Source organism: Pseudomonas sp. FP2335 (genome assembly GCF_030687535.1).
Taxonomy (GTDB): domain Bacteria; phylum Pseudomonadota; class Gammaproteobacteria; order Pseudomonadales; family Pseudomonadaceae; genus Aquipseudomonas.
The window spans coordinates 1,365,023-1,382,064 of the sequence record NZ_CP117437.1 but is presented as its reverse complement, the minus strand read 5'-3'; the positions used below and the strand labels follow the sequence as shown (position 1 = coordinate 1,382,064).

Sequence of the window (17,042 nt, the reverse complement as noted above, 5' to 3'; positions counted from 1 at the left end):
ATGCGTCAGCATTCGGTTATCTACACACCTAACGTCAGCGACTACCCGCAGTTGGCGCAGATCTGGGAGACCTCGGTGCGGGCGACCCATGATTTCCTGCCGGACAGTTACATCGTGTTGCTAAAAGACTTGGTGCTGACGCGCTATCTGGACACCGTCATGCTGATCTGCACCAAAGACCCGCGCCAACGCATCACCGGGTTTGCCGGGGTGGCGGCGGGCAAGGTGGAGATGTTGTTTATCGACCCGCAGTACCGGGGCCAGGGCCTTGGTCGGCAACTTCTGCGCTATGCCATTGAACACATGAATGCCGATGAACTGGACGTGAATGAGCAGAACCCACAGGCCCTGGGCTTCTACTTCAAGCAGGGCTTCGAGGTGATCGGACGGACAGAGCATGATGGTCTCGGGCAACCGTACCCTTTGCTGCACATGCGTTTGCGCTCTTCTGTGGGAACTGGCTTGTCGGACCCCACAAAAAACCACAGCACCGAAATGGGGCCGGGATTAACCGGCCCCACACAGGTACAATAGCCGCCCCCTTTTGTTACGGCCCTTGTCATGACTGACCCCATACGCCTCTCCAAACGCCTTATCGAACTGGTCGGTTGCTCCCGTCGGGAGGCTGAGCTGTTCATCGAAGGCGGCTGGGTCTCGGTGGACGGTGAAGTGATCGACGAGCCGCAGTTCAAGGTCACCACCCAGAAGGTCGAACTCGACCCCGAGGCCAAGGCCACCGCGCCGGAGCCTGTGACCATCCTGCTGCACGCCCCGGCCGGCGTAGACGCCGAGACCGCACTGGCCTCGATCAGCGCCGAAACCCTGTCCGAAGAACACCGTTTCGGCAAACGCCCGCTAAAAGGCCACTTCCTGCGCCTGACAGCCAGCGCCGACCTGCAAGCCAAGGCCAGTGGTCTGCTGGTGTTTACCCAGGACTGGAAGATTCTGCGCAAGTTGACCGCCGATGCCGCCAAGATCGAGCAGGAATACGTGGTGGAGGTCGAAGGCGACATGGTTGCCCACGGCCTCAACCGCCTGAACCACGGCCTGACGTACAAAGGCAAGGAACTGCCGGCGGTCAAAGCCAGCTGGCAGAACGAAAACCGCCTGCGCTTTGCGATGAAGAACCCGCAGCCGGGCGTGATCGCACTGTTCTGCGAAGCGGTTGGCCTGAAGGTCATCGCCATTCGTCGTATCCGCATCGGTGGCGTGTCCATCGGCAAAGTGCCGGTCGGCCAGTGGCGCTACCTGTCCACCAAAGAAAAGTTCTAAACCGCCGCCCTTTTCTCGACACCGCCTGTTTTCGGCGGTGTCCCCAGTTGAATACCAGGATTACCCACCATGATTCACAACGACGTACTGCGTAGCGTGCGCTACATGCTCGACATCAGCGACAACAAGATGGTCGAGATCATCAAGCTCGGCGGCATGGACGTGACCAAGGACGACCTGCTGACCTACCTCAAGAAGGACGAGGAAGAAGGCTTCGTGTTCTGCCCGGATGAAGTCATGGCGCACTTCCTCGATGGCCTGGTGATCTTCAAGCGTGGCAAGGACGAAAGCCGTCCGCCGCAGCCGATCGAGACTCCGGTGACCAACAACATCATCCTCAAGAAACTGCGCGTGGCCTTCGAACTGAAAGAAGACGACATGCACGCCATCCTCAAGGCCGCTGAGTTCCCGGTGTCCAAGCCTGAGCTGAGCGCGTTGTTCCGCAAGTTCGGCCACACCAACTACCGCACCTGCGGCGACCAGTTGCTGCGTAACTTCCTCAAGGGCCTGACCCTGCGAGTGCGTGCGTAAGCCATGAGCTACAACGTCTCGCCCGTCGGCTTTGTGCGCTCCTGCTTCAAGGAGAAGTTCGCCATCCCGCGCCAACCGCAACTGGCGCCAGCCGCTCGGGGCGTGCTGGAACTGGTGGCGCCGTTCGACGGCGGCGAGGCGGTACAGGGCCTGGAGCAGGTCAGCCATGTGTGGCTGCTGTTCCTGTTCCACCAGGCCCTGGAAGACAAACCGCGCCTGAAAGTGCGCCCGCCGCGCTTGGGTGGCAACACCTCCATGGGCGTGTTTGCCACCCGCGCGACCCACCGGCCCAATGGTATTGGTCAGTCGGTGGTAAAGCTGGACAAGGTCGAGCCGGGGCGGCTGTGGATTTCCGGGATTGATCTGCTCGATGGCACGCCGGTGCTGGACATCAAGCCTTATGTGCCCTATGCCGACATTATCGACACCGCCACCAACAGCATGGCCAGCGGCGCGCCGGCACTGATTCCCGTGCAGTGGCTGAAGACCGCCTTGCACCAGGCACAGGGCCACGCCCAGCGGCTGGATGAGCCGTTGGTGGCGTTGATTGAGCAGTGTCTGGCGCAGGACCCGCGGCCGGCATATCAGACGCCAGGGCCGGAGCGGGAGTACGGTGTGCAGTTCTGGGATGTGGATGTGCGCTGGCACTATCCTGAAGCTGGAACCATATGCGTGCTGGAAGTGCTTGCAGCTGAATAAAGCGCAAACCAAATGTGGGAGCGGGCTTGCTCGCGAATACGGTGGTTCAGTCAATACAGCTGTGACTGACACACCGCATTCGCGAGCAAGCCCGCTCCCACATTTTTGGATCTGCGTTGTTACTGACCCAGTATTACTTCTCGACGAATGCACGCTCGATCAAGTAGTCACCCGGCTCACGCATCCGCGGCGAAACCTTCAGGCCGAAGCTGTTCAGCACTTCGCTGGTCTCGTCCAACATGCTTGGGCTGCCGCACAGCATGGCGCGGTCGTCCTCGGGGTTGATCGGTGGCAGGCCGATGTCGCGGAACAGCTTGCCGCTGCGCATCAGGTCGGTCAGGCGGCCTTCGTTTTCGAACGGCTCGCGGGTCACGGTTGGGTAGTAGATCAACTTCTCACGCAGGGCCTCGCCGAAGAACTCGTTCTGCGGCAGGTGCTCGGTGATGAATTCGCGGTAGGCGACTTCGTTGACGTAACGCACGCCGTGGCACAGGATCACTTTCTCGAAACGCTCGTAGGTTTCCGGGTCCTGGATCACGCTCATAAATGGCGCGAGGCCAGTACCGGTGCTGAGCAGGTACAGGTGCTTGCCCGGCTTCAAATCGTCAAGCACCAGGGTGCCTGTCGGTTTTTTGCTGATGATGATCTCGTCGCCTTCCTTCAAGTGTTGCAATTGGGAAGTCAGCGGGCCATCCGGCACCTTGATGCTGAAGAACTCCAGATGCTCTTCCCAGTTCGGGCTGGCGATGGAGTAAGCGCGCATGAGCGGGCGGCCGTTGGGCTGTTGCAGGCCGATCATCACGAACTGACCGTTCTCGAAGCGCAGGCCCGGATCGCGGGTGCACTTGAAGCTGAACAGAGTGTCGTTCCAGTGATGAACACTGAGGACACGCTCGTGGTTCATGTTGCTCATGTACGGGGGACTCCTGGAAATGGGTCTGCGCAGTATTGAGGCGCGCAATTGCACCGCATTCTAATCGCGGCGACAATATCTGTTAACTGGATTATTAAGATAAGGGTTATCGGTTATATCGATATGCGATTTACTCTCCGTCAACTGCAAGTCTTCGTCGCCGTCGCCCAGCAGGAAAGCGTCTCACGCGCTGCTGGCCTTCTGGCCTTATCTCAATCCGCCGCCAGCACCTCGATCACCGAGCTGGAGCGCCAATCCAGCTGCCAATTGTTCGACCGCGCAGGCAAACGCCTGAGCCTCAACGCCCTCGGCCATCAGCTGTTACCCCAGGCGGTGGCGCTGCTGGACCAGGCCAAGGAGATCGAGGACCTGCTCAACGGCAAGTCCGGCTTCGGTTCCCTGGCGGTCGGTGCCACGCTGACCATCGGCAATTACCTGGCGACCCTGCTGATCGGCAGCTTCATGCAGCAGCATCCCGAGAGCCAGGTGAAGCTGCATGTGCAGAACACTGCGCATATCGTGCACCAGGTAGCGCATTACGAAATTGATCTGGGTCTAATCGAAGGCGACTGCAGCCACCCGGATATCGAGGTGCAGACCTGGGTCGAGGACGAACTGGTGGTGTTCTGCGCCCCGCAACATCACCTGGCCAAGCGTGGCGTGGCGTCCATGGACGAGCTGACCCATGAAGCGTGGATCCTGCGCGAACAGGGCTCGGGCACGCGCCTGACGTTTGACCAGGCCATGCGCCATCACCGCAGCGCGCTGAACATCCGTCTGGAGTTGGAGCACACCGAGGCGATCAAACGCGCGGTAGAGTCAGGCCTGGGGATCGGCTGCATTTCCCGGCTGGCGCTGCGCGATGCGTTCCGCCGCGGCAGCCTGGTACCCGTGGAAACCCCGGACCTGGACCTGGCCCGGCAGTTCTATTTCATCTGGCATAAACAGAAATACCAGACCTCAGCCATGCGCGAGTTTCTGGAACTGTGCCGCGCCTTTACCGCAGGGGTTCAGCGCAGCGACGAGATCGTGTTGCCGAGCATTGCCTGATCGTTAGATCAGGATCACGGCCCACACCAGGGTGATCATGGTCAGCGCAACGAATTGCGCAGCGCTGCCCATATCCTTGGCGTTTTTCGACAAGGGGTGACGGTCCAGGGAAATCCGGTCGATGGCCGCTTCCACCGCGGAGTTGAGCAACTCGACAATCAAGGCCAGCAGGCATACCGCGATCAACAAGGCGCGTTCCACCCGGCTGACGTGCAGGAAGAAACTCAATGGGATCAGGATCACGTTGAGCAACACCAACTGGCGGAAGGCCGCCTCGCCGGTGAAGGCCGCACGCAGGCCGTCCAGGGAATAGCCCCCTGCATTGAAGATACGTTTGATACCGGTTTGACCCTTGAAAGGCGACATAGACGTAGGCAACTGAACCAAAGAAGTGGGGAAACTAGATCACGCCAAGTCAAAAAAGCGTGAAGCGGCTACAACTTAATGCTGTGAAATTGACTCAAGTTGTTGCAAGAGCAGCGCCGCCTGGGTCCGGGTACGCACCCCCAACTTACGGAAGATCGCGGTAACGTGGGCCTTGATGGTCGCTTCCGACACGCTCAGCTCATAGGCAATCTGTTTGTTCAACAAGCCTTCGCACACCATCGTCAGCACGCGGAACTGCTGGGGCGTCAGACTGGCCAGGCCATCGCGGGCGGCCTTGGCTTCGTCGGACACATTGATTTCTTCAAACGCCTGCGGCGGCCAGGACACGTCGCCGTCCAGCACCCTGCGCACGGCCTTCTGAATATCTTCCATGGCGCTGGATTTTGGAATGAAACCGCTGGCGCCAAATTCCTTGGAACGCACCACCACGTCGGCTTCTTCCTGGGCCGATACCATCACCACCGGAATCTGCGGGTATTGCCCACGCAACAGCACCAGCCCCGAAAAACCGTAGGCACCCGGCATGTTCAGGTCGAGCAGCACCAGGTCCCAATCGGATTTTTCGGTGAGACGGGCTTCCAGCTCGGCAATGCTGGCCACTTCGACCAGGCGCACATCCGGGCCAAGGCCCAGGGTCACTGCCTGGTGCAGGGCGCTGCGAAACAGCGGATGGTCATCGGCTATCAGGATTTCGTATGTGGCCATTGATTAAATGATCCTGTTTTTTATGGGAGCCCTGATGGGTTCAGGGTTCACCAGTACACAAGATGACAGCCAGGCAGCCATCACCAGAGGGCACGTTCAGCGTCGAAAACACCTTGAACGACGTTGAAAAATTCACGCTTACGCCCAATCGGCGCCCAGCATGCCCAGCGTAGCCTGGGGGGTCAAGTACTACGCCCGTGGGCATTTTAGCGGGTTGCGGGCTCAAGGTGCCATCATGCAAACGTCGTCTGGCTATACCGCTGGGATATAGGGTGCAAGACGAGTATGGACGATGTCTGCCGGGTCCAGCGGCAGTTGGAACTTGGCCGCCAGGTAGTGGGTGCTGAACACATCGAGGTAAGCGTCCAGCACCTCGCTGGCGACGCCGTCGTCGGCCAGCTCCAGACATAGCGCCGCCACTTCAGCGGTGCAGAAATGATCATCACGCTTGGAGCGCCGCAGCTTGTAGCGTGACAGTTGCTCGGGCGCCAGGCTCAGTACCGGCAAATGCTCCAGGTACGGGCTTTTGCGGAACATCTTGCGCGCCTCACTCCAGGTGCCATCGAGCAGGATGAACAGCGGGCGCTTGCCCTCCTCCACCCGCACCTCGCTGACGACACGCTCAGGGGCGACGAATTCGCCGGGGAACACGATATACGGCTGCCACTGCGGATCGGCCAGCAAGGTCAGCAAATCGGGGTCGACTTCGGTGCGCGACCAGGCGAACGCGGTGGTGTCTTCAATCACATCGGCGATCAGCCAGCCGGTGTTGCTGGGTTTCATCGGCTCGACGTCATGCATCAACAGGCACATGGCGGAACGGGCCTCGACCTTGGGGCGCCAGGCGCACAGACAGTACTCGGGGATGACCCGGCAGCCGCTGCAGCGTTCGGCACGGGAGCCACGGTTGAGGAACGGCCTGACGGCACGTGCCAGGCGCTGTGTACGCAGGCGGGAGACGGCGTGACTCATAGGGTGCGCCGTTGGGACGGGTAAATCGACACGGTGAAAACTCGTGGAGGGCTTCAAGTGGCGGCAGTCTACCAGCGATACGCCTGGCTGTAGTGGCAAGGGCTCACCTATAATTGCGCGCCACTGAACGCACAGCGCAGTGGTTGGTCTATGCACCAGTACCCGAATCAGGAGATTTTCATGTTGCGTTCCATGCTGCGCCTTGCCGCCCCGTCCATCGCCCTTGCGCTGGTATTGCCCGTGGGCGCCCAGGCGGCCTCGCTGCTGGAGGCCCAAATGAACCGCAAGCTGCAAAGCGTCGCGGCGGAGAGCAACAAAGACCTGCCCCGGGAAATCGACGAAAAAACCCTCGAGGTCGCCTACACCGTCGAAGGCATGCAACTGATCGATCACCTCAGTGTACTGCCCGACCGTGCTGAGCAGATGCGTGCCAACCCCAAGGCGGTGTACTTCCAACTGGGCCAAGCCGTGTGCCTGAACAAGGGTTACCGCGAGCTGATGGCCAAGGGTGCGGTGATGCGCTATGAAATCACCGAGAACAAGACCAACCGTCCGGTGGCGTCGGTGAAATTCGTCGAAGCGGATTGCCCTGCACCGGCTGCCGCGAAGAAGAAAAAGTAAGCCTGGCGTGACCCTCGCGCGCTGCTGCCCAGCGGCGCGCACTCCCCCGTTTCAATTCTCCTGCACCGGCTAGACTGCGTGGTGAGCGACCAATAAGCGGTTGCCAGCCAAGGGTTTTTCGGCTCATGATCGAGCCATCCCTCCCGTCCATTCCCAGCGTTTCTCTTAGCTGTTTTGTCACATTTTCAGGGCAAAAGAGGGTTGCCCACCTGCGGTATGCAGCGACACATGCAGTGTCGTGGCCTTCGACGAACCTCTCGTCGAGCACCCGGGCCCTGTGTAGAAGGAGAAGTTGAATGCCTTACGAATCGAATGAGCAACTGCTCCGTCATTTTGAACAACACGGAGCCGACCTTGCGCAGCAAGTCGACGCTCAACTCCAGCTGATTGCTCCGAACAGCCCGAATATCCCCCTTTATCGCGACATGATGCTCACCGTTCTGCGCATGGCCCAGGACGACCGCGACCGTTGGAACGCGAAGATCACCTTGCAGGCCATCCGCGAACTGGATAACGCCTTTCGCGTGCTGGAACAGTTCAAGGGACGACGCAAAGTCACGGTGTTTGGTTCGGCACGTACCCCGGCTGAAAGCCCCCTGTATGCCTTGGCCCGCGAAGTCGGCACGTTGCTCGCCCAATCGGAGCTGATGGTGATCACTGGCGGCGGCGGTGGCATCATGGCCGCCGCCCACGAAGGCGCTGGCCTGGAACATAGCCTCGGTTTCAACATCAACCTACCCTTCGAGCAGCACGCCAACCCGACCATTGATGGCACCGACAACCTGCTGTCTTTTCACTTTTTCTTTACGCGCAAGCTGTTCTTCGTCAAGGAGGCCGATGCGCTGGTGTTGTGCCCGGGCGGGTTCGGCACCCTGGATGAAGCGTTGGAAGTGCTGACACTGATCCAGACCGGCAAAAGCCCATTGGTGCCCGTTGTGTTGCTGGACGCGCCAGGTGGCAGCTTCTGGCAAGGCGCCCTGGACTTTATCCGCAGCCAGCTGGAAGCCAATCGCTATATCCTGCCTACCGACCTCAAGCTGGTACGCCTGGTTTACAGCGCCGAAGAAGCAGTGGCCGAGATCAATCAGTTTTACGCCAACTTCCACTCAACACGTTGGTTGAAGCGCGAGTTTGTGATGCGCATGAACCACCCACTCAGTGACCGTGCCCTGGCCCATTTGCAGAGTGAGTTTGCCAGCCTGCGATTGAGCGGGGAGTTCCAGCAACTCGCCTACACCGCTGAAGAGCATGATGAGCCACGGTTCAGCCATTTGACGCGTTTGGTGTTTAACTTCAATGGCCGCGATCAGGGCCGTTTGCGAGAGTTGGTGGATTACATCAACTTGCCGGAAAACTGGGCACAGGCTCAGGGGAAGACGCAGCAGCGGGTAGCGCCGGAGCCGGCTTGAGTTTTTGAGTGCAAAAAAAAGGCCCACTATTTTCATAGTGGGCCTTTTTTGTGGCGCTGGGATGAAACATTCGGGGCCGCTACGCAGCCCAGCGGGAGCAAGCGCCCTCGCCATGACAAGCCCTTGCAAAATCCCAACTCAGTCGTCCATGTCCCGGCCACTCAACAGGCGGCTGATCATCTCCATCGAAAACCCGCGATAGCTCAGGAAACGCCCCTGTTTCGCACGCTCCTTGGCATCGATCGGCAGATGACCAGAGAACTTGCGACGCCAGGTGTCTTCCAACTGCGCCTGCCAACTGATACCGCATTCACGCAGGGCAAGGTCGATGTCGGCACGTTGCAGGCCGCGCTGGCTGAGTTCTTCACGAATCCGCGCCGGACCGTAGCCAGAGCGCGCTCGGTAGGAAACAAAACTTTCAAGGTAACGGGATTCCGACAACAGCCCCTCTTCCGTTAATCGGTCGAGGGCCGTGTCGATCATCTCGGGCTCCGCACCGCGCTGACGCAGCTTACGCGTCAGCTCGACTCGACCATGCTCGCGGCGAGCGAGCAGGTCCATTGCAGTGCGCCGAACGGCAACGAGTGTATCCAGTACAACTGTCATCGTTTGCTTCAGATATCAGTGTCGGCTTCTTCCACTTCTTCAACCGGCTCGCGGTTTGCAGCAGCCTTCACATCTGGCGCTGCGGTCAGCAGCTTGTCGCGGATCTGCTTCTCGAGCGTGGCCGCGATGTCCGGGTTGTCCGCCAGGAACTTGGCCGAGTTGGCCTTGCCCTGACCGATCTTGCTGCCGTTATAGGCATACCAGGCACCGGATTTCTCGACGAAGCCGTGCAGCACGCCCAGGTCGATCATCTCGCCGTTCAGGTAGATACCCTTGCCGTAGAGAATCTGGAACTCGGCCTGACGGAAAGGCGGGGCTACTTTGTTCTTCACGACCTTGACGCGGGTTTCGCTACCGACAACCTCGTCACCTTCCTTCACCGCGCCAGTACGGCGGATGTCCAGACGGACCGAAGCGTAGAACTTCAACGCGTTACCACCAGTGGTGGTTTCCGGGCTGCCGAACATCACGCCGATCTTCATACGGATCTGGTTGATGAAGATCACCAGGCAGTTCGCGTTCTTGATGTTACCGGTGATTTTACGCAGCGCCTGGGACATCAGGCGGGCTTGCAGGCCCACGTGCATGTCGCCCATTTCGCCTTCGATTTCAGCCTTTGGCACCAATGCAGCCACGGAGTCGACCACGATCACGTCGATGGCGTTGGAGCGCACCAGCATGTCGGTGATTTCCAGGGCTTGCTCACCGGTATCCGGCTGGGACACCAGCAGGTCGTCAACGTTGACGCCCAGCTTGCCGGCGTATTCAGGGTCCAGGGCGTGCTCGGCATCGACGAACGCGCAGGTGGCGCCCATTTTTTGCGCCTGGGCAATCACCGACAGGGTCAGGGTGGTTTTACCGGAAGATTCAGGACCGTAGATTTCAACGATACGGCCTTTTGGCAGGCCGCCAATGCCGAGCGCGATGTCCAGACCCAGAGAGCCCGTGGAAATAGCCGGGATCGCCTGACGGTCGTGATCGCCCATACGCATTACGGCACCCTTGCCGAATTGACGTTCGATCTGACCCAGGGCCGCAGCCAAGGCTTTCTTCTTGTTGTCGTCCATTAAAGTCCTCACGTAATCAATAAGGCCTGACGGCCAACACCTGTATAAGTAGACAGTATTGTTCCACAAAGATCGGGGATCGCCTACCCCTGATTTTCTATTTCTGCTGCAGCTCGTCGCAACAAGCCCTCTAGCGCGGCCTTTACCGTTTGTCGGCGGACCTCGTCGCGGTTGCCGCTGAAGTGCGCCAGTTCCGCCGTGACCTCGTCGCCAACGCCAAAAGCCAGCCACACGGTGCCCACCGGTTTGTCCGGCGAACCGCCGTCCGGCCCGGCCACACCGCTGACCGCCACGGCAAATCGCGCCAGGCTTTTTTCCTGGGCGCCACGGACCATCGCTTCCACCACTTCCTGGCTGACGGCGCCCACTTTGGGAAACAACGTCTCCGGCACATTCAACTGCCGGGTCTTCTGACGATTGGAATAGGTGACATAACCCGCTTCGAACCAGGACGAACTCCCCGGAATCCGCGTGATCGCTTCGGCAATACCGCCGCCGGTGCAGGACTCGGCAGTGGTGACATGAGCATTGAGCACCTGTAAACGGCGTCCCAGTTCAGCGGCCAGTTGAGTGATTTCCTTCACGGTCGTCTCCGGAGATAGGCAGGGGATTCGTCTACCCTACAGCAGCCCATCGGCCATGCAAGTTACAGATTGCATCAGGAGACTAAAGCGCGGGTGAAACGCCTAACACCGCCTGCGCCCGCGCCCACAACCGCAAGCGGTCCTCCAAGCCATTGAGCCCACCGTTGATCCGTCGCGTAATGGTGTTGAACTGGTCTTTGTCAGCCAGTTCATTCAACCCATTGCTCTGCCAGAACCACGCAGCGGATTCGCATGCCCATTGCGCCTGCTCCAACAAGTGCGGGTGCAGCAACAACCGCTCATCGCCGAATACTGCGCGGCTGCACGCCAGGTAATTGCGGCGGCCCGTCACCTGAATCAACCCCCTCCCCCGGTACTTCTGGCCATCGCCGTCCGCCTCGGGGCTATTGCCCAGGCGGACGGCCAAAATGCCGGTGTCGTATTGACTCAAATATTGATCACTGCCGAGTTCACGCACGTAACGCAGCTCGCCGGACTCATGGGCGATTTGTGCGAGAAAGGCCGCGATGCGCCGAGGACTGTTGATCTCGTATCGCGCACAAGCGGCATTTAGCGCGGGCAAAAAAATGCCCGCTCTCAGACGGGCTCCAGGCATGATTTGAATCAATTCCTGCAGTGTCATTAACATCAGCGCCCTCCCGAAAACACGCTATATCGACAATCCACCCGCCGTGATCGCACTGCGGTAGCCCGTTGCCGGGTCCCCCTCGTTCACCACCTTGGTGATCGACCATAGCCCCTGCATATACAAAGGCCAGGTTTCATCCAGCCGCAACAGACCTTCGGCGGCCAATAACGGGTTGCCAGGGCAATCGACCTGCAACTCCAACCCTTCACGGCCGACGCGGCGCAACTCAGCTTCGGCCACGGCGCGGGCCTCGGCTTCGTTCTGGCAACGCTGGCGCAAGGTCTTGAACGGTGCAATACCGATCTGGACCACCTGCTGCTTGCCGCCGCCGCTGTCCCACCACGTCACGCGACAGCCCTGGTAGCTAGAGCGGGTATTCTCGTTCAGTACGGCAGTGATGAAGGCCTGGTCACCGGGACGGTTATCCTGGGTCACAGACAACTTCACCTCGGGCAATTGTTGCAGGGAAATCGACTTGACCTGCCCGGCTTCGGCCAACACATACAACTCGTTGAACGGCTTGGTGACCGCGCAGTAGCGCCTGGCAAGGCGGGTGATGAACGCCATGTCACTCTCATTGGACTGGTCGACATGGGCAATCGCAATCCCCTCCAGTGACGCGGCTACGCGCGGTGAAAAACCATGCCGGCTGACCAGTTGCCGAAACAGTGCGCCCAAGGTCGTCGGACCATGACTGGCGGAACGGCGCTGGCGGTACTCACTCGGGTCCACGCTGCTGAAAGGTGCTGCCGTGGCAACGATCATCAAGCGCATGGGAAACAGCACGGGGGTTCGCTGGGTAATCAGGAACTGCCCTTTCTCCACCAACCCTGACTCTTTATAACCAACGCGCAATCCGATCTTGCCACTCATGCTCGGCAGGCCTTCGAGCCCCTCGATATTCAGCGTCAGCTCCAGCCGATCCGACTCGATGCCCGCGGCGTCTGTGTGCTTCCAGCGCAGGATGCGTTGATTGAGCAGTGCCGCGTTGGCACCGTAAAACTCCACGATTGGCGTAAATCCCTGTGCCATGCAGCCTCCTTAATCCCACGCCAGAACGGGGCGTACCGCGACCGGCCGCGCTTGCATTTCCGGCACGATCACCCAGACTCCCGCCGGCAGCGCCGGGCCATACTCGGCAAGCGTGGGGTTCAGGCGCCACAGGGTTTCTTCAGCCACATCATCGCAACGCCCCAGCTCGCGGTAGAGCAGCAGGTTGACCGAGTCACCGGCGATACTTCGTACTCTACGCATTGACAAATTCCTCCAGTTCAAGCGTCCAGGCCATCACCATCGCAGTGCCGTCATCGATCACGTTGCTCTGGTTTTCCACCACCGAATTGATCCGCCACAGGCCCCAGTTACGGCCGATTCCATCGACCAGCGGCAACGGCGCCCGCAGACCTTGCAGGGCACGCAATTGATCCAGGCGTTGCATACCGATGCCGTACATGGCCGTACCACTGAACGTGAGTTTTTCCAGCCTCTGGCCGCTCTGTCGCGACTGCGGCTTGCTGGCGATAATCGCGAGATCGCTCCAGCCGCCGTCGCTGTTTCGGACCAGCGAGGAATAGGCAAACCCTCGGGACAAACCAAAGATGAAATCACCCAACACCATCTGTTGTCGCATCAGTCACCTCCTGGGTCGGCGAGTGCCGCGTTGCGTCGAATTCCCAGCGAGTCCGTGAGCATCGGCACGCATTGCAATTGCAGGGCCTGGATAACCTGGCTGACAACCTGTCGAGCATCGGCAGGGTTCACACCAGTGATCTGGATACTGGGCGCGATGGAAACCTGAACGTTATCCGCGCGGGCACTGTTGAGTACCTTGCTCACGCCACTCGGCGCCGGCAGGCGATCGCTGGGCCCGAACACCTTGTCACCCAGCCAGGCGCCAGCTTCACTGCCCAACAAGCCACCGATGGCACCACCGAGCACAGTGCCGGCACCGGGGAAAATCATCGTACCGATGGCCGCACCGGCGGATGCGCCGGCCCAGGCGCCACCGGCAGTACCCAGGCCGGTGGCGATGGCGTTGGCGTCACCGTTGCGTACACCCTGGACCACGTCGAGGGTGGCTGCGGCCGTCCTCAATGGCCCCAGCCGCCGGATGCCGACGGATTGAAATGTGGCGAGAGCATCGGCCAAGGCACCTGCGGGTACGTTTGCCAGGTTGGGCGTGGGCACTGCAACGCTAGCCCTGGCATAGGGTTGGGGGCTTTGCGAGGTCGCTCCCACATGAAAGCCGTTTGACGAGCCACCCAAGGCCTGGCGACTTTGCTCGTACAGATTGCGCACCCCTGCGCTGCGCCCTCCGATTTTTTTGCGACCTTTGTATTGCTTGGCTGCCGAGTCGATGACCAGATCAATGGCTTTTTCTACGACCTTACTTTTCAGCGTATCCCACAACTGCGCGCCAGCCGCCTTGAGCGTGCCCACCACCTCACCATCCGCGGGCTCCTTGGGCTGATCCTTGCCCGAACTCGCGGCGACATCCGCGGCCTTGGGCATCAGCGCATCGCTGTTGATGAACAGCGTACTGTTGAGCGTCTCCAACGTCTCGCGCAGCCGCACTTGTTCCTGGGTCAACGCGTTGATGTCCACACTCAATGTGAGCAACGCAGAGCGCAGCTCCAACGGCGGCGGGCCAGCGTCCAGGCTCAGGGGCGGCGCAGCGCTTGTGGAAAACGGTGCCAGCACGTTGCCAAGGTCCGCGTCGCCGACCATCCAGCGCAAGTCCTCCTGGGCGAGCCTTGTCCCATATTTTGTTTCTTGCATCCCGCTCTACTCCTGTTTAACGCCAAGGCGAGTGATCGCGATGTCGTAGCGGCGCATGGCTTTGACGGCATCCCATTCCAGGATCTCCGCTTCATTGACCGAGTAAACCAGCGGCACCACATCGAGGATTACGTCGATGTCGCGTTGCGAAAGAAGGCCGCCGGTTGATTTAAAAAATCGTCGATGCGCTCCTGCAGTTCGGTCCAGTCGGGCACACTCAGGCCGGCGAGGTCGGGGATCATCAGCCCGGTGCAATGGGCGGTAATGAATTCGGCTCGCTCTTTGGCAGTGGCGAGTTTTTTCATCACTTTGGTCGCGCGCAGGGCGGGCATTTCCAGTTCGAGTGCGGTATGGGTGCGGCCGGCGGCATCGACCGGCAGCAGCAGTTGCACGGGATGTCCGTGGCTCGATTGCGCCTGCTCGTCGAGGAAGAACGACGCAGGACGTGTCGACATTTCATGCACGTATTGGGCGATGGTCACGTAGTCCGGGCGTTTGAGTTGGTCGAGCTCTTTTTCCGACAGGCCGGTGGCGAGTTTCGCCAGTTCAAAGAACTGGTCGTCCTCGTCCTCACCGGCCCGGGCCAGCGCGTCTTTTTGCGCGGCGTAGTACAACGGCTTGAGTTGAACCTGTTCAATCGCCGCGCCAGTGTCGGCAGTGATCGGCGAGAGCAGGCGGTGTAACGGTGGCATCCAGGCCATGGGGCAATTCCTTGGTTAACACGTTGTAGAAAAGGGCAAGCGCAGCCCCCTGTGGGAGCCGGGCTTGCCCGCAATGCAGACGACTCGGTACCTCAGGCTGACCGAGGTGTCGCTATCGCAGGCAAGCCAGTTCCCACACTGACCGCGCCCACTTCAAGCCATGGTCGTTATCAAGGCATCAGCACAGCGCGGCGCGCATCGCCAAGGATGTCGACGCCATTGAGCACGAACTTCTGGGTACGTACGTCGATGTCGATCACCGGAATGCCGTTTTCCAGGCGGGTATAGGTGCGGCAGGACAGGTCCAGGGTGGTGATGGCCTTTTCCCCCATTTTCAGCTTGCCCTCCTCCAGGGATTTGAGCTTGCCGCCGACCGTGTGGTAGGTGAAATAGGTCTTGCCGTCCTGGTCCTGACCGGCTTCACGCACGTTCAACAGGATGTCATCGCCCAGGCGCACACCCAGGGCCAGCATGATTTCCGGGCCGGCGCCTTGCAGGATCAACTTGGCGTTGAGCACCTTGCCGCTCTTGGCCATTTCCTCGGCGATAAAACGCCCGCCGGACATGGGCTCCATATCGAACTCGATCTTCGGCGGGTTGAACTCTTCCACCGTCGCGGACAACGGCAGGCCTTGAAGGGTGGCCGCAATGGCCTGTCTGACTCGGTTGGTAAACATTAGAGAACGTCCTCCAGGAACTGCTCGATGATTTCATCGCGAGCGTTGAGTTGATAAACCATATGTTCGTTCGGCGCGTAGCGGCCGTAGTCGATGACGATGAACCACGTGCCGTTCTTGTACTTCTCGACACTGTTCAGTTCCGGGTGCAGGTACACGCTACCGCCGGGGATGGTTTCGTCGGCAACCAGGGTTTGCAGCCAGTCGTTGATGCGCTTGACCTCCTGGTCCATGAACGACTTGGTGAGGTTCTTGGCCATGGCTTTCTGGCCGGCCTTGACCAGCTTGCGGCTGATGGCGTCTTCCAGGCCGACATAGCTGATGAACTTGCCGGTGATGGAGCGGTTGCCCAGCAGCGAGAAGCCGCCAAGGATGGTGCGGGCGTAGTAGCTCACGCCGTAGCGGTTGAGCAGGTCGCCTTCGGTGGAGGTGTCGAGGATGTTGTACTCGACGACGCGGGAAACATCCTCGGCGAACGTCACCTGATTGCCTGGGCTTTCCCACTGCTTGACCTTGGCCAATGCGGCGATGGCCAGGGACGACGGCGCGAGGAACACGTTCTTCTTCGCGGCCTTGGAGTACACCGACGGCATGTTGTGCACCAGCAGGCAACGGTCGAAACCGAGATCGGCGCCACCCAGCTCACCGCTGTAGGTCACTTGGTCGGCGACCGCCACGTCCTTGCCATCCAGCACCACACGGGCCTTGATGCGCTTGCCGAAAGCCGCGAACTCACCAGCCACCGCCTTGACGCCGGTGAAACCCGGCGCGCCGATGATGGTCAGGTCTTCCGGCGCGCTGGCCAATGCAGCGAGGCCCAGCTTGCGGCCAGTGACCGGCTCGTCGCCGCCAATCACGTTGTTCTGCGTATCGGCCGCAGTTGCGCCCTCCTCCACGATCACCACGTAGACCGGCACCTTCACCACTTTGAGGATCTGGTACACCGCATGAAACAACGTGCCCGACTCAGCGCCAGTAGGATCCAGCAACGCCTGGGTGGTGAAACTGTTGATACGGAACGGCGAATTTTTCGGGATCGACGCGTGAGCCTTCGGCGCGGTGCCGACCAGGCCGATGACGTTATCGCCCAGGCCGCCCATGGCCTCGGGGGATTCGCTCGCGTTGACGGTGATGCCGTTGTGCTCGAAGTTCAAAACCTCAGCCATGATTAGTCAGCCTTCTGGGTAGCGGCCTTTCGGGCCGGGGTGGCGTTGAGGACGCTGGTCAGTTCCAGGCGTCCGGCGGTGCGCAGGGCGGTTGCTTCGACGTCCAGCAGGTCCAGTTCCTCGCCAACGACAGACCAATGGCCGGCGTGGGTGGGGAAAGGGACTAGGACGGTGTAGGTTTGGCGGGTAGGCATTGGGGAAAATCTCCAGGCGAAAAAAAACCGCGAAAGCGGTTTGAGAGGACGTTAAACAGGG

The 17,042-nt window shown here is 60.1% G+C and carries 23 protein-coding genes; 7 read left to right on the top strand and 16 right to left on the bottom strand.

Annotated features, from left to right (window positions below):
* The 4 genes from PSH81_RS06040 (at nt 1) to tsaA (ending at nt 2,502) form a co-directional block, all read left to right on the top strand.
* On the top strand, nt 1–534 hold the full coding sequence (locus PSH81_RS06040; protein WP_226455910.1) for a GNAT family N-acetyltransferase: 534 nt from the start codon (nt 1–3) through the stop codon (nt 532–534).
* Nucleotides 535–561: 27 nt separating this feature from the next.
* A complete protein-coding gene (locus PSH81_RS06035; RefSeq protein WP_192297272.1) occupies nt 562–1,272 on the top strand; it encodes an rRNA pseudouridine synthase in 711 nt (236 codons plus the stop codon).
* 69 nt (nt 1,273–1,341) lie between these two features.
* Complete coding sequence (locus tag PSH81_RS06030; protein WP_032893248.1) at nt 1,342–1,803, top strand: DUF1456 family protein; 462 nt, start codon at nt 1,342–1,344, stop codon at nt 1,801–1,803.
* Between the two features lie 3 nt (nt 1,804–1,806).
* Nucleotides 1,807–2,502 carry a tRNA (N6-threonylcarbamoyladenosine(37)-N6)-methyltransferase TrmO gene (gene tsaA / locus PSH81_RS06025; protein ID WP_305392162.1) on the top strand — a complete coding sequence of 232 codons (696 nt, stop codon included), beginning with the start codon at nt 1,807–1,809 and terminating at the stop codon, nt 2,500–2,502.
* A 133-nt stretch (nt 2,503–2,635) separates the two neighbouring features.
* Here tsaA and fpr read toward each other — a convergent pair whose 3' ends face one another.
* On the bottom strand, nt 2,636–3,415 hold the full coding sequence (gene fpr, locus PSH81_RS06020) for a ferredoxin-NADP reductase (protein ID WP_024073760.1): 780 nt from the start codon (nt 3,413–3,415) through the stop codon (nt 2,636–2,638).
* A 123-nt stretch (nt 3,416–3,538) separates the two neighbouring features.
* On the opposite strand from fpr, the gene PSH81_RS06015 reads away from it, so the two are divergent.
* Nucleotides 3,539–4,465: a LysR family transcriptional regulator gene (locus tag PSH81_RS06015; protein WP_010212678.1), complete on the top strand. Its 927-nt coding sequence runs from the start codon at nt 3,539–3,541 to the stop codon at nt 4,463–4,465.
* A 3-nt stretch (nt 4,466–4,468) separates the two neighbouring features.
* Here PSH81_RS06015 and PSH81_RS06010 read toward each other — a convergent pair whose 3' ends face one another.
* The 3 genes from PSH81_RS06010 to PSH81_RS06000 all read right to left on the bottom strand — a co-directional run bounded on the left by PSH81_RS06010 (nt 4,469) and on the right by PSH81_RS06000 (nt 6,529).
* The gene (locus PSH81_RS06010) at nt 4,469–4,831 is read right to left on the bottom strand and encodes a diacylglycerol kinase (RefSeq protein WP_017137081.1); all 363 of its coding nucleotides are present in this window, start codon (nt 4,829–4,831) and stop codon (nt 4,469–4,471) included.
* Nucleotides 4,832–4,906: 75 nt separating this feature from the next.
* On the bottom strand, nt 4,907–5,557 hold the full coding sequence (gene erdR, locus PSH81_RS06005) for a response regulator transcription factor ErdR (protein WP_057723263.1): 651 nt from the start codon (nt 5,555–5,557) through the stop codon (nt 4,907–4,909).
* Between the two features lie 252 nt (nt 5,558–5,809).
* Entirely contained in the window at nt 5,810–6,529 is a 720-nt protein-coding gene (locus PSH81_RS06000; RefSeq protein WP_226455912.1) for a tRNA-uridine aminocarboxypropyltransferase, read from the bottom strand.
* Between the two features lie 180 nt (nt 6,530–6,709).
* On the opposite strand from PSH81_RS06000, the gene PSH81_RS05995 reads away from it, so the two are divergent.
* Entirely contained in the window at nt 6,710–7,150 is a 441-nt protein-coding gene (locus tag PSH81_RS05995) for a PA3611 family quorum-sensing-regulated virulence factor (protein ID WP_192297276.1), read from the top strand.
* A gap of 296 nt (nt 7,151–7,446) precedes the next feature.
* A complete protein-coding gene (locus tag PSH81_RS05990; protein ID WP_305392161.1) occupies nt 7,447–8,559 on the top strand; it encodes a TIGR00730 family Rossman fold protein in 1,113 nt (370 codons plus the stop codon).
* A 138-nt stretch (nt 8,560–8,697) separates the two neighbouring features.
* On the opposite strand, the gene recX is transcribed toward PSH81_RS05990, so the two are convergent.
* The 12 genes from recX to PSH81_RS05930 all read right to left on the bottom strand — a co-directional run bounded on the left by recX (nt 8,698) and on the right by PSH81_RS05930 (nt 16,981).
* Complete coding sequence (gene recX / locus PSH81_RS05985) at nt 8,698–9,165, bottom strand: recombination regulator RecX (protein WP_078731805.1); 468 nt, start codon at nt 9,163–9,165, stop codon at nt 8,698–8,700.
* Nucleotides 9,166–9,173: 8 nt separating this feature from the next.
* The gene (recA, locus tag PSH81_RS05980; protein WP_003189042.1) at nt 9,174–10,232 is read right to left on the bottom strand and encodes a recombinase RecA; all 1,059 of its coding nucleotides are present in this window, start codon (nt 10,230–10,232) and stop codon (nt 9,174–9,176) included.
* Between the two features lie 83 nt (nt 10,233–10,315).
* Entirely contained in the window at nt 10,316–10,816 is a 501-nt protein-coding gene (locus PSH81_RS05975; protein WP_192297279.1) for a CinA family protein, read from the bottom strand.
* 82 nt (nt 10,817–10,898) lie between these two features.
* Nucleotides 10,899–11,465 (bottom strand): glycoside hydrolase family 19 protein, encoded by a 567-nt coding sequence (locus PSH81_RS05970; RefSeq protein WP_305392160.1) that lies wholly within the window; start codon nt 11,463–11,465, stop codon nt 10,899–10,901.
* 21 nt (nt 11,466–11,486) lie between these two features.
* Nucleotides 11,487–12,497: a contractile injection system protein, VgrG/Pvc8 family gene (locus tag PSH81_RS05965; RefSeq protein WP_192297281.1), complete on the bottom strand. Its 1,011-nt coding sequence runs from the start codon at nt 12,495–12,497 to the stop codon at nt 11,487–11,489.
* A 9-nt stretch (nt 12,498–12,506) separates the two neighbouring features.
* A complete protein-coding gene (locus PSH81_RS05960) occupies nt 12,507–12,719 on the bottom strand; it encodes a tail protein X (protein ID WP_226455916.1) in 213 nt (70 codons plus the stop codon).
* Entirely contained in the window at nt 12,712–13,095 is a 384-nt protein-coding gene (locus PSH81_RS05955; protein ID WP_192297283.1) for a phage tail protein, read from the bottom strand. The genes PSH81_RS05960 and PSH81_RS05955 overlap by 8 nt, the downstream gene beginning before the upstream one ends.
* Complete coding sequence (locus tag PSH81_RS05950; RefSeq protein WP_305392159.1) at nt 13,095–14,243, bottom strand: hypothetical protein; 1,149 nt, start codon at nt 14,241–14,243, stop codon at nt 13,095–13,097. The genes PSH81_RS05955 and PSH81_RS05950 overlap by 1 nt, the downstream gene beginning before the upstream one ends.
* A gap of 128 nt (nt 14,244–14,371) precedes the next feature.
* Nucleotides 14,372–14,944 (bottom strand): phage tail assembly protein, encoded by a 573-nt coding sequence (locus tag PSH81_RS05945; RefSeq protein WP_192297285.1) that lies wholly within the window; start codon nt 14,942–14,944, stop codon nt 14,372–14,374.
* Between the two features lie 170 nt (nt 14,945–15,114).
* Entirely contained in the window at nt 15,115–15,621 is a 507-nt protein-coding gene (locus PSH81_RS05940) for a phage major tail tube protein (protein WP_226455918.1), read from the bottom strand.
* Nucleotides 15,621–16,787, bottom strand: a complete 1,167-nt coding sequence (locus PSH81_RS05935; protein ID WP_305392158.1) for a phage tail protein — start codon at nt 16,785–16,787, stop codon at nt 15,621–15,623. Before PSH81_RS05935 ends, PSH81_RS05940 begins: the two co-directional genes overlap by 1 nt.
* A gap of 2 nt (nt 16,788–16,789) precedes the next feature.
* Complete coding sequence (locus tag PSH81_RS05930; RefSeq protein WP_305392157.1) at nt 16,790–16,981, bottom strand: hypothetical protein; 192 nt, start codon at nt 16,979–16,981, stop codon at nt 16,790–16,792.
* Nucleotides 16,982–17,042 lie beyond the last annotated feature (61 nt).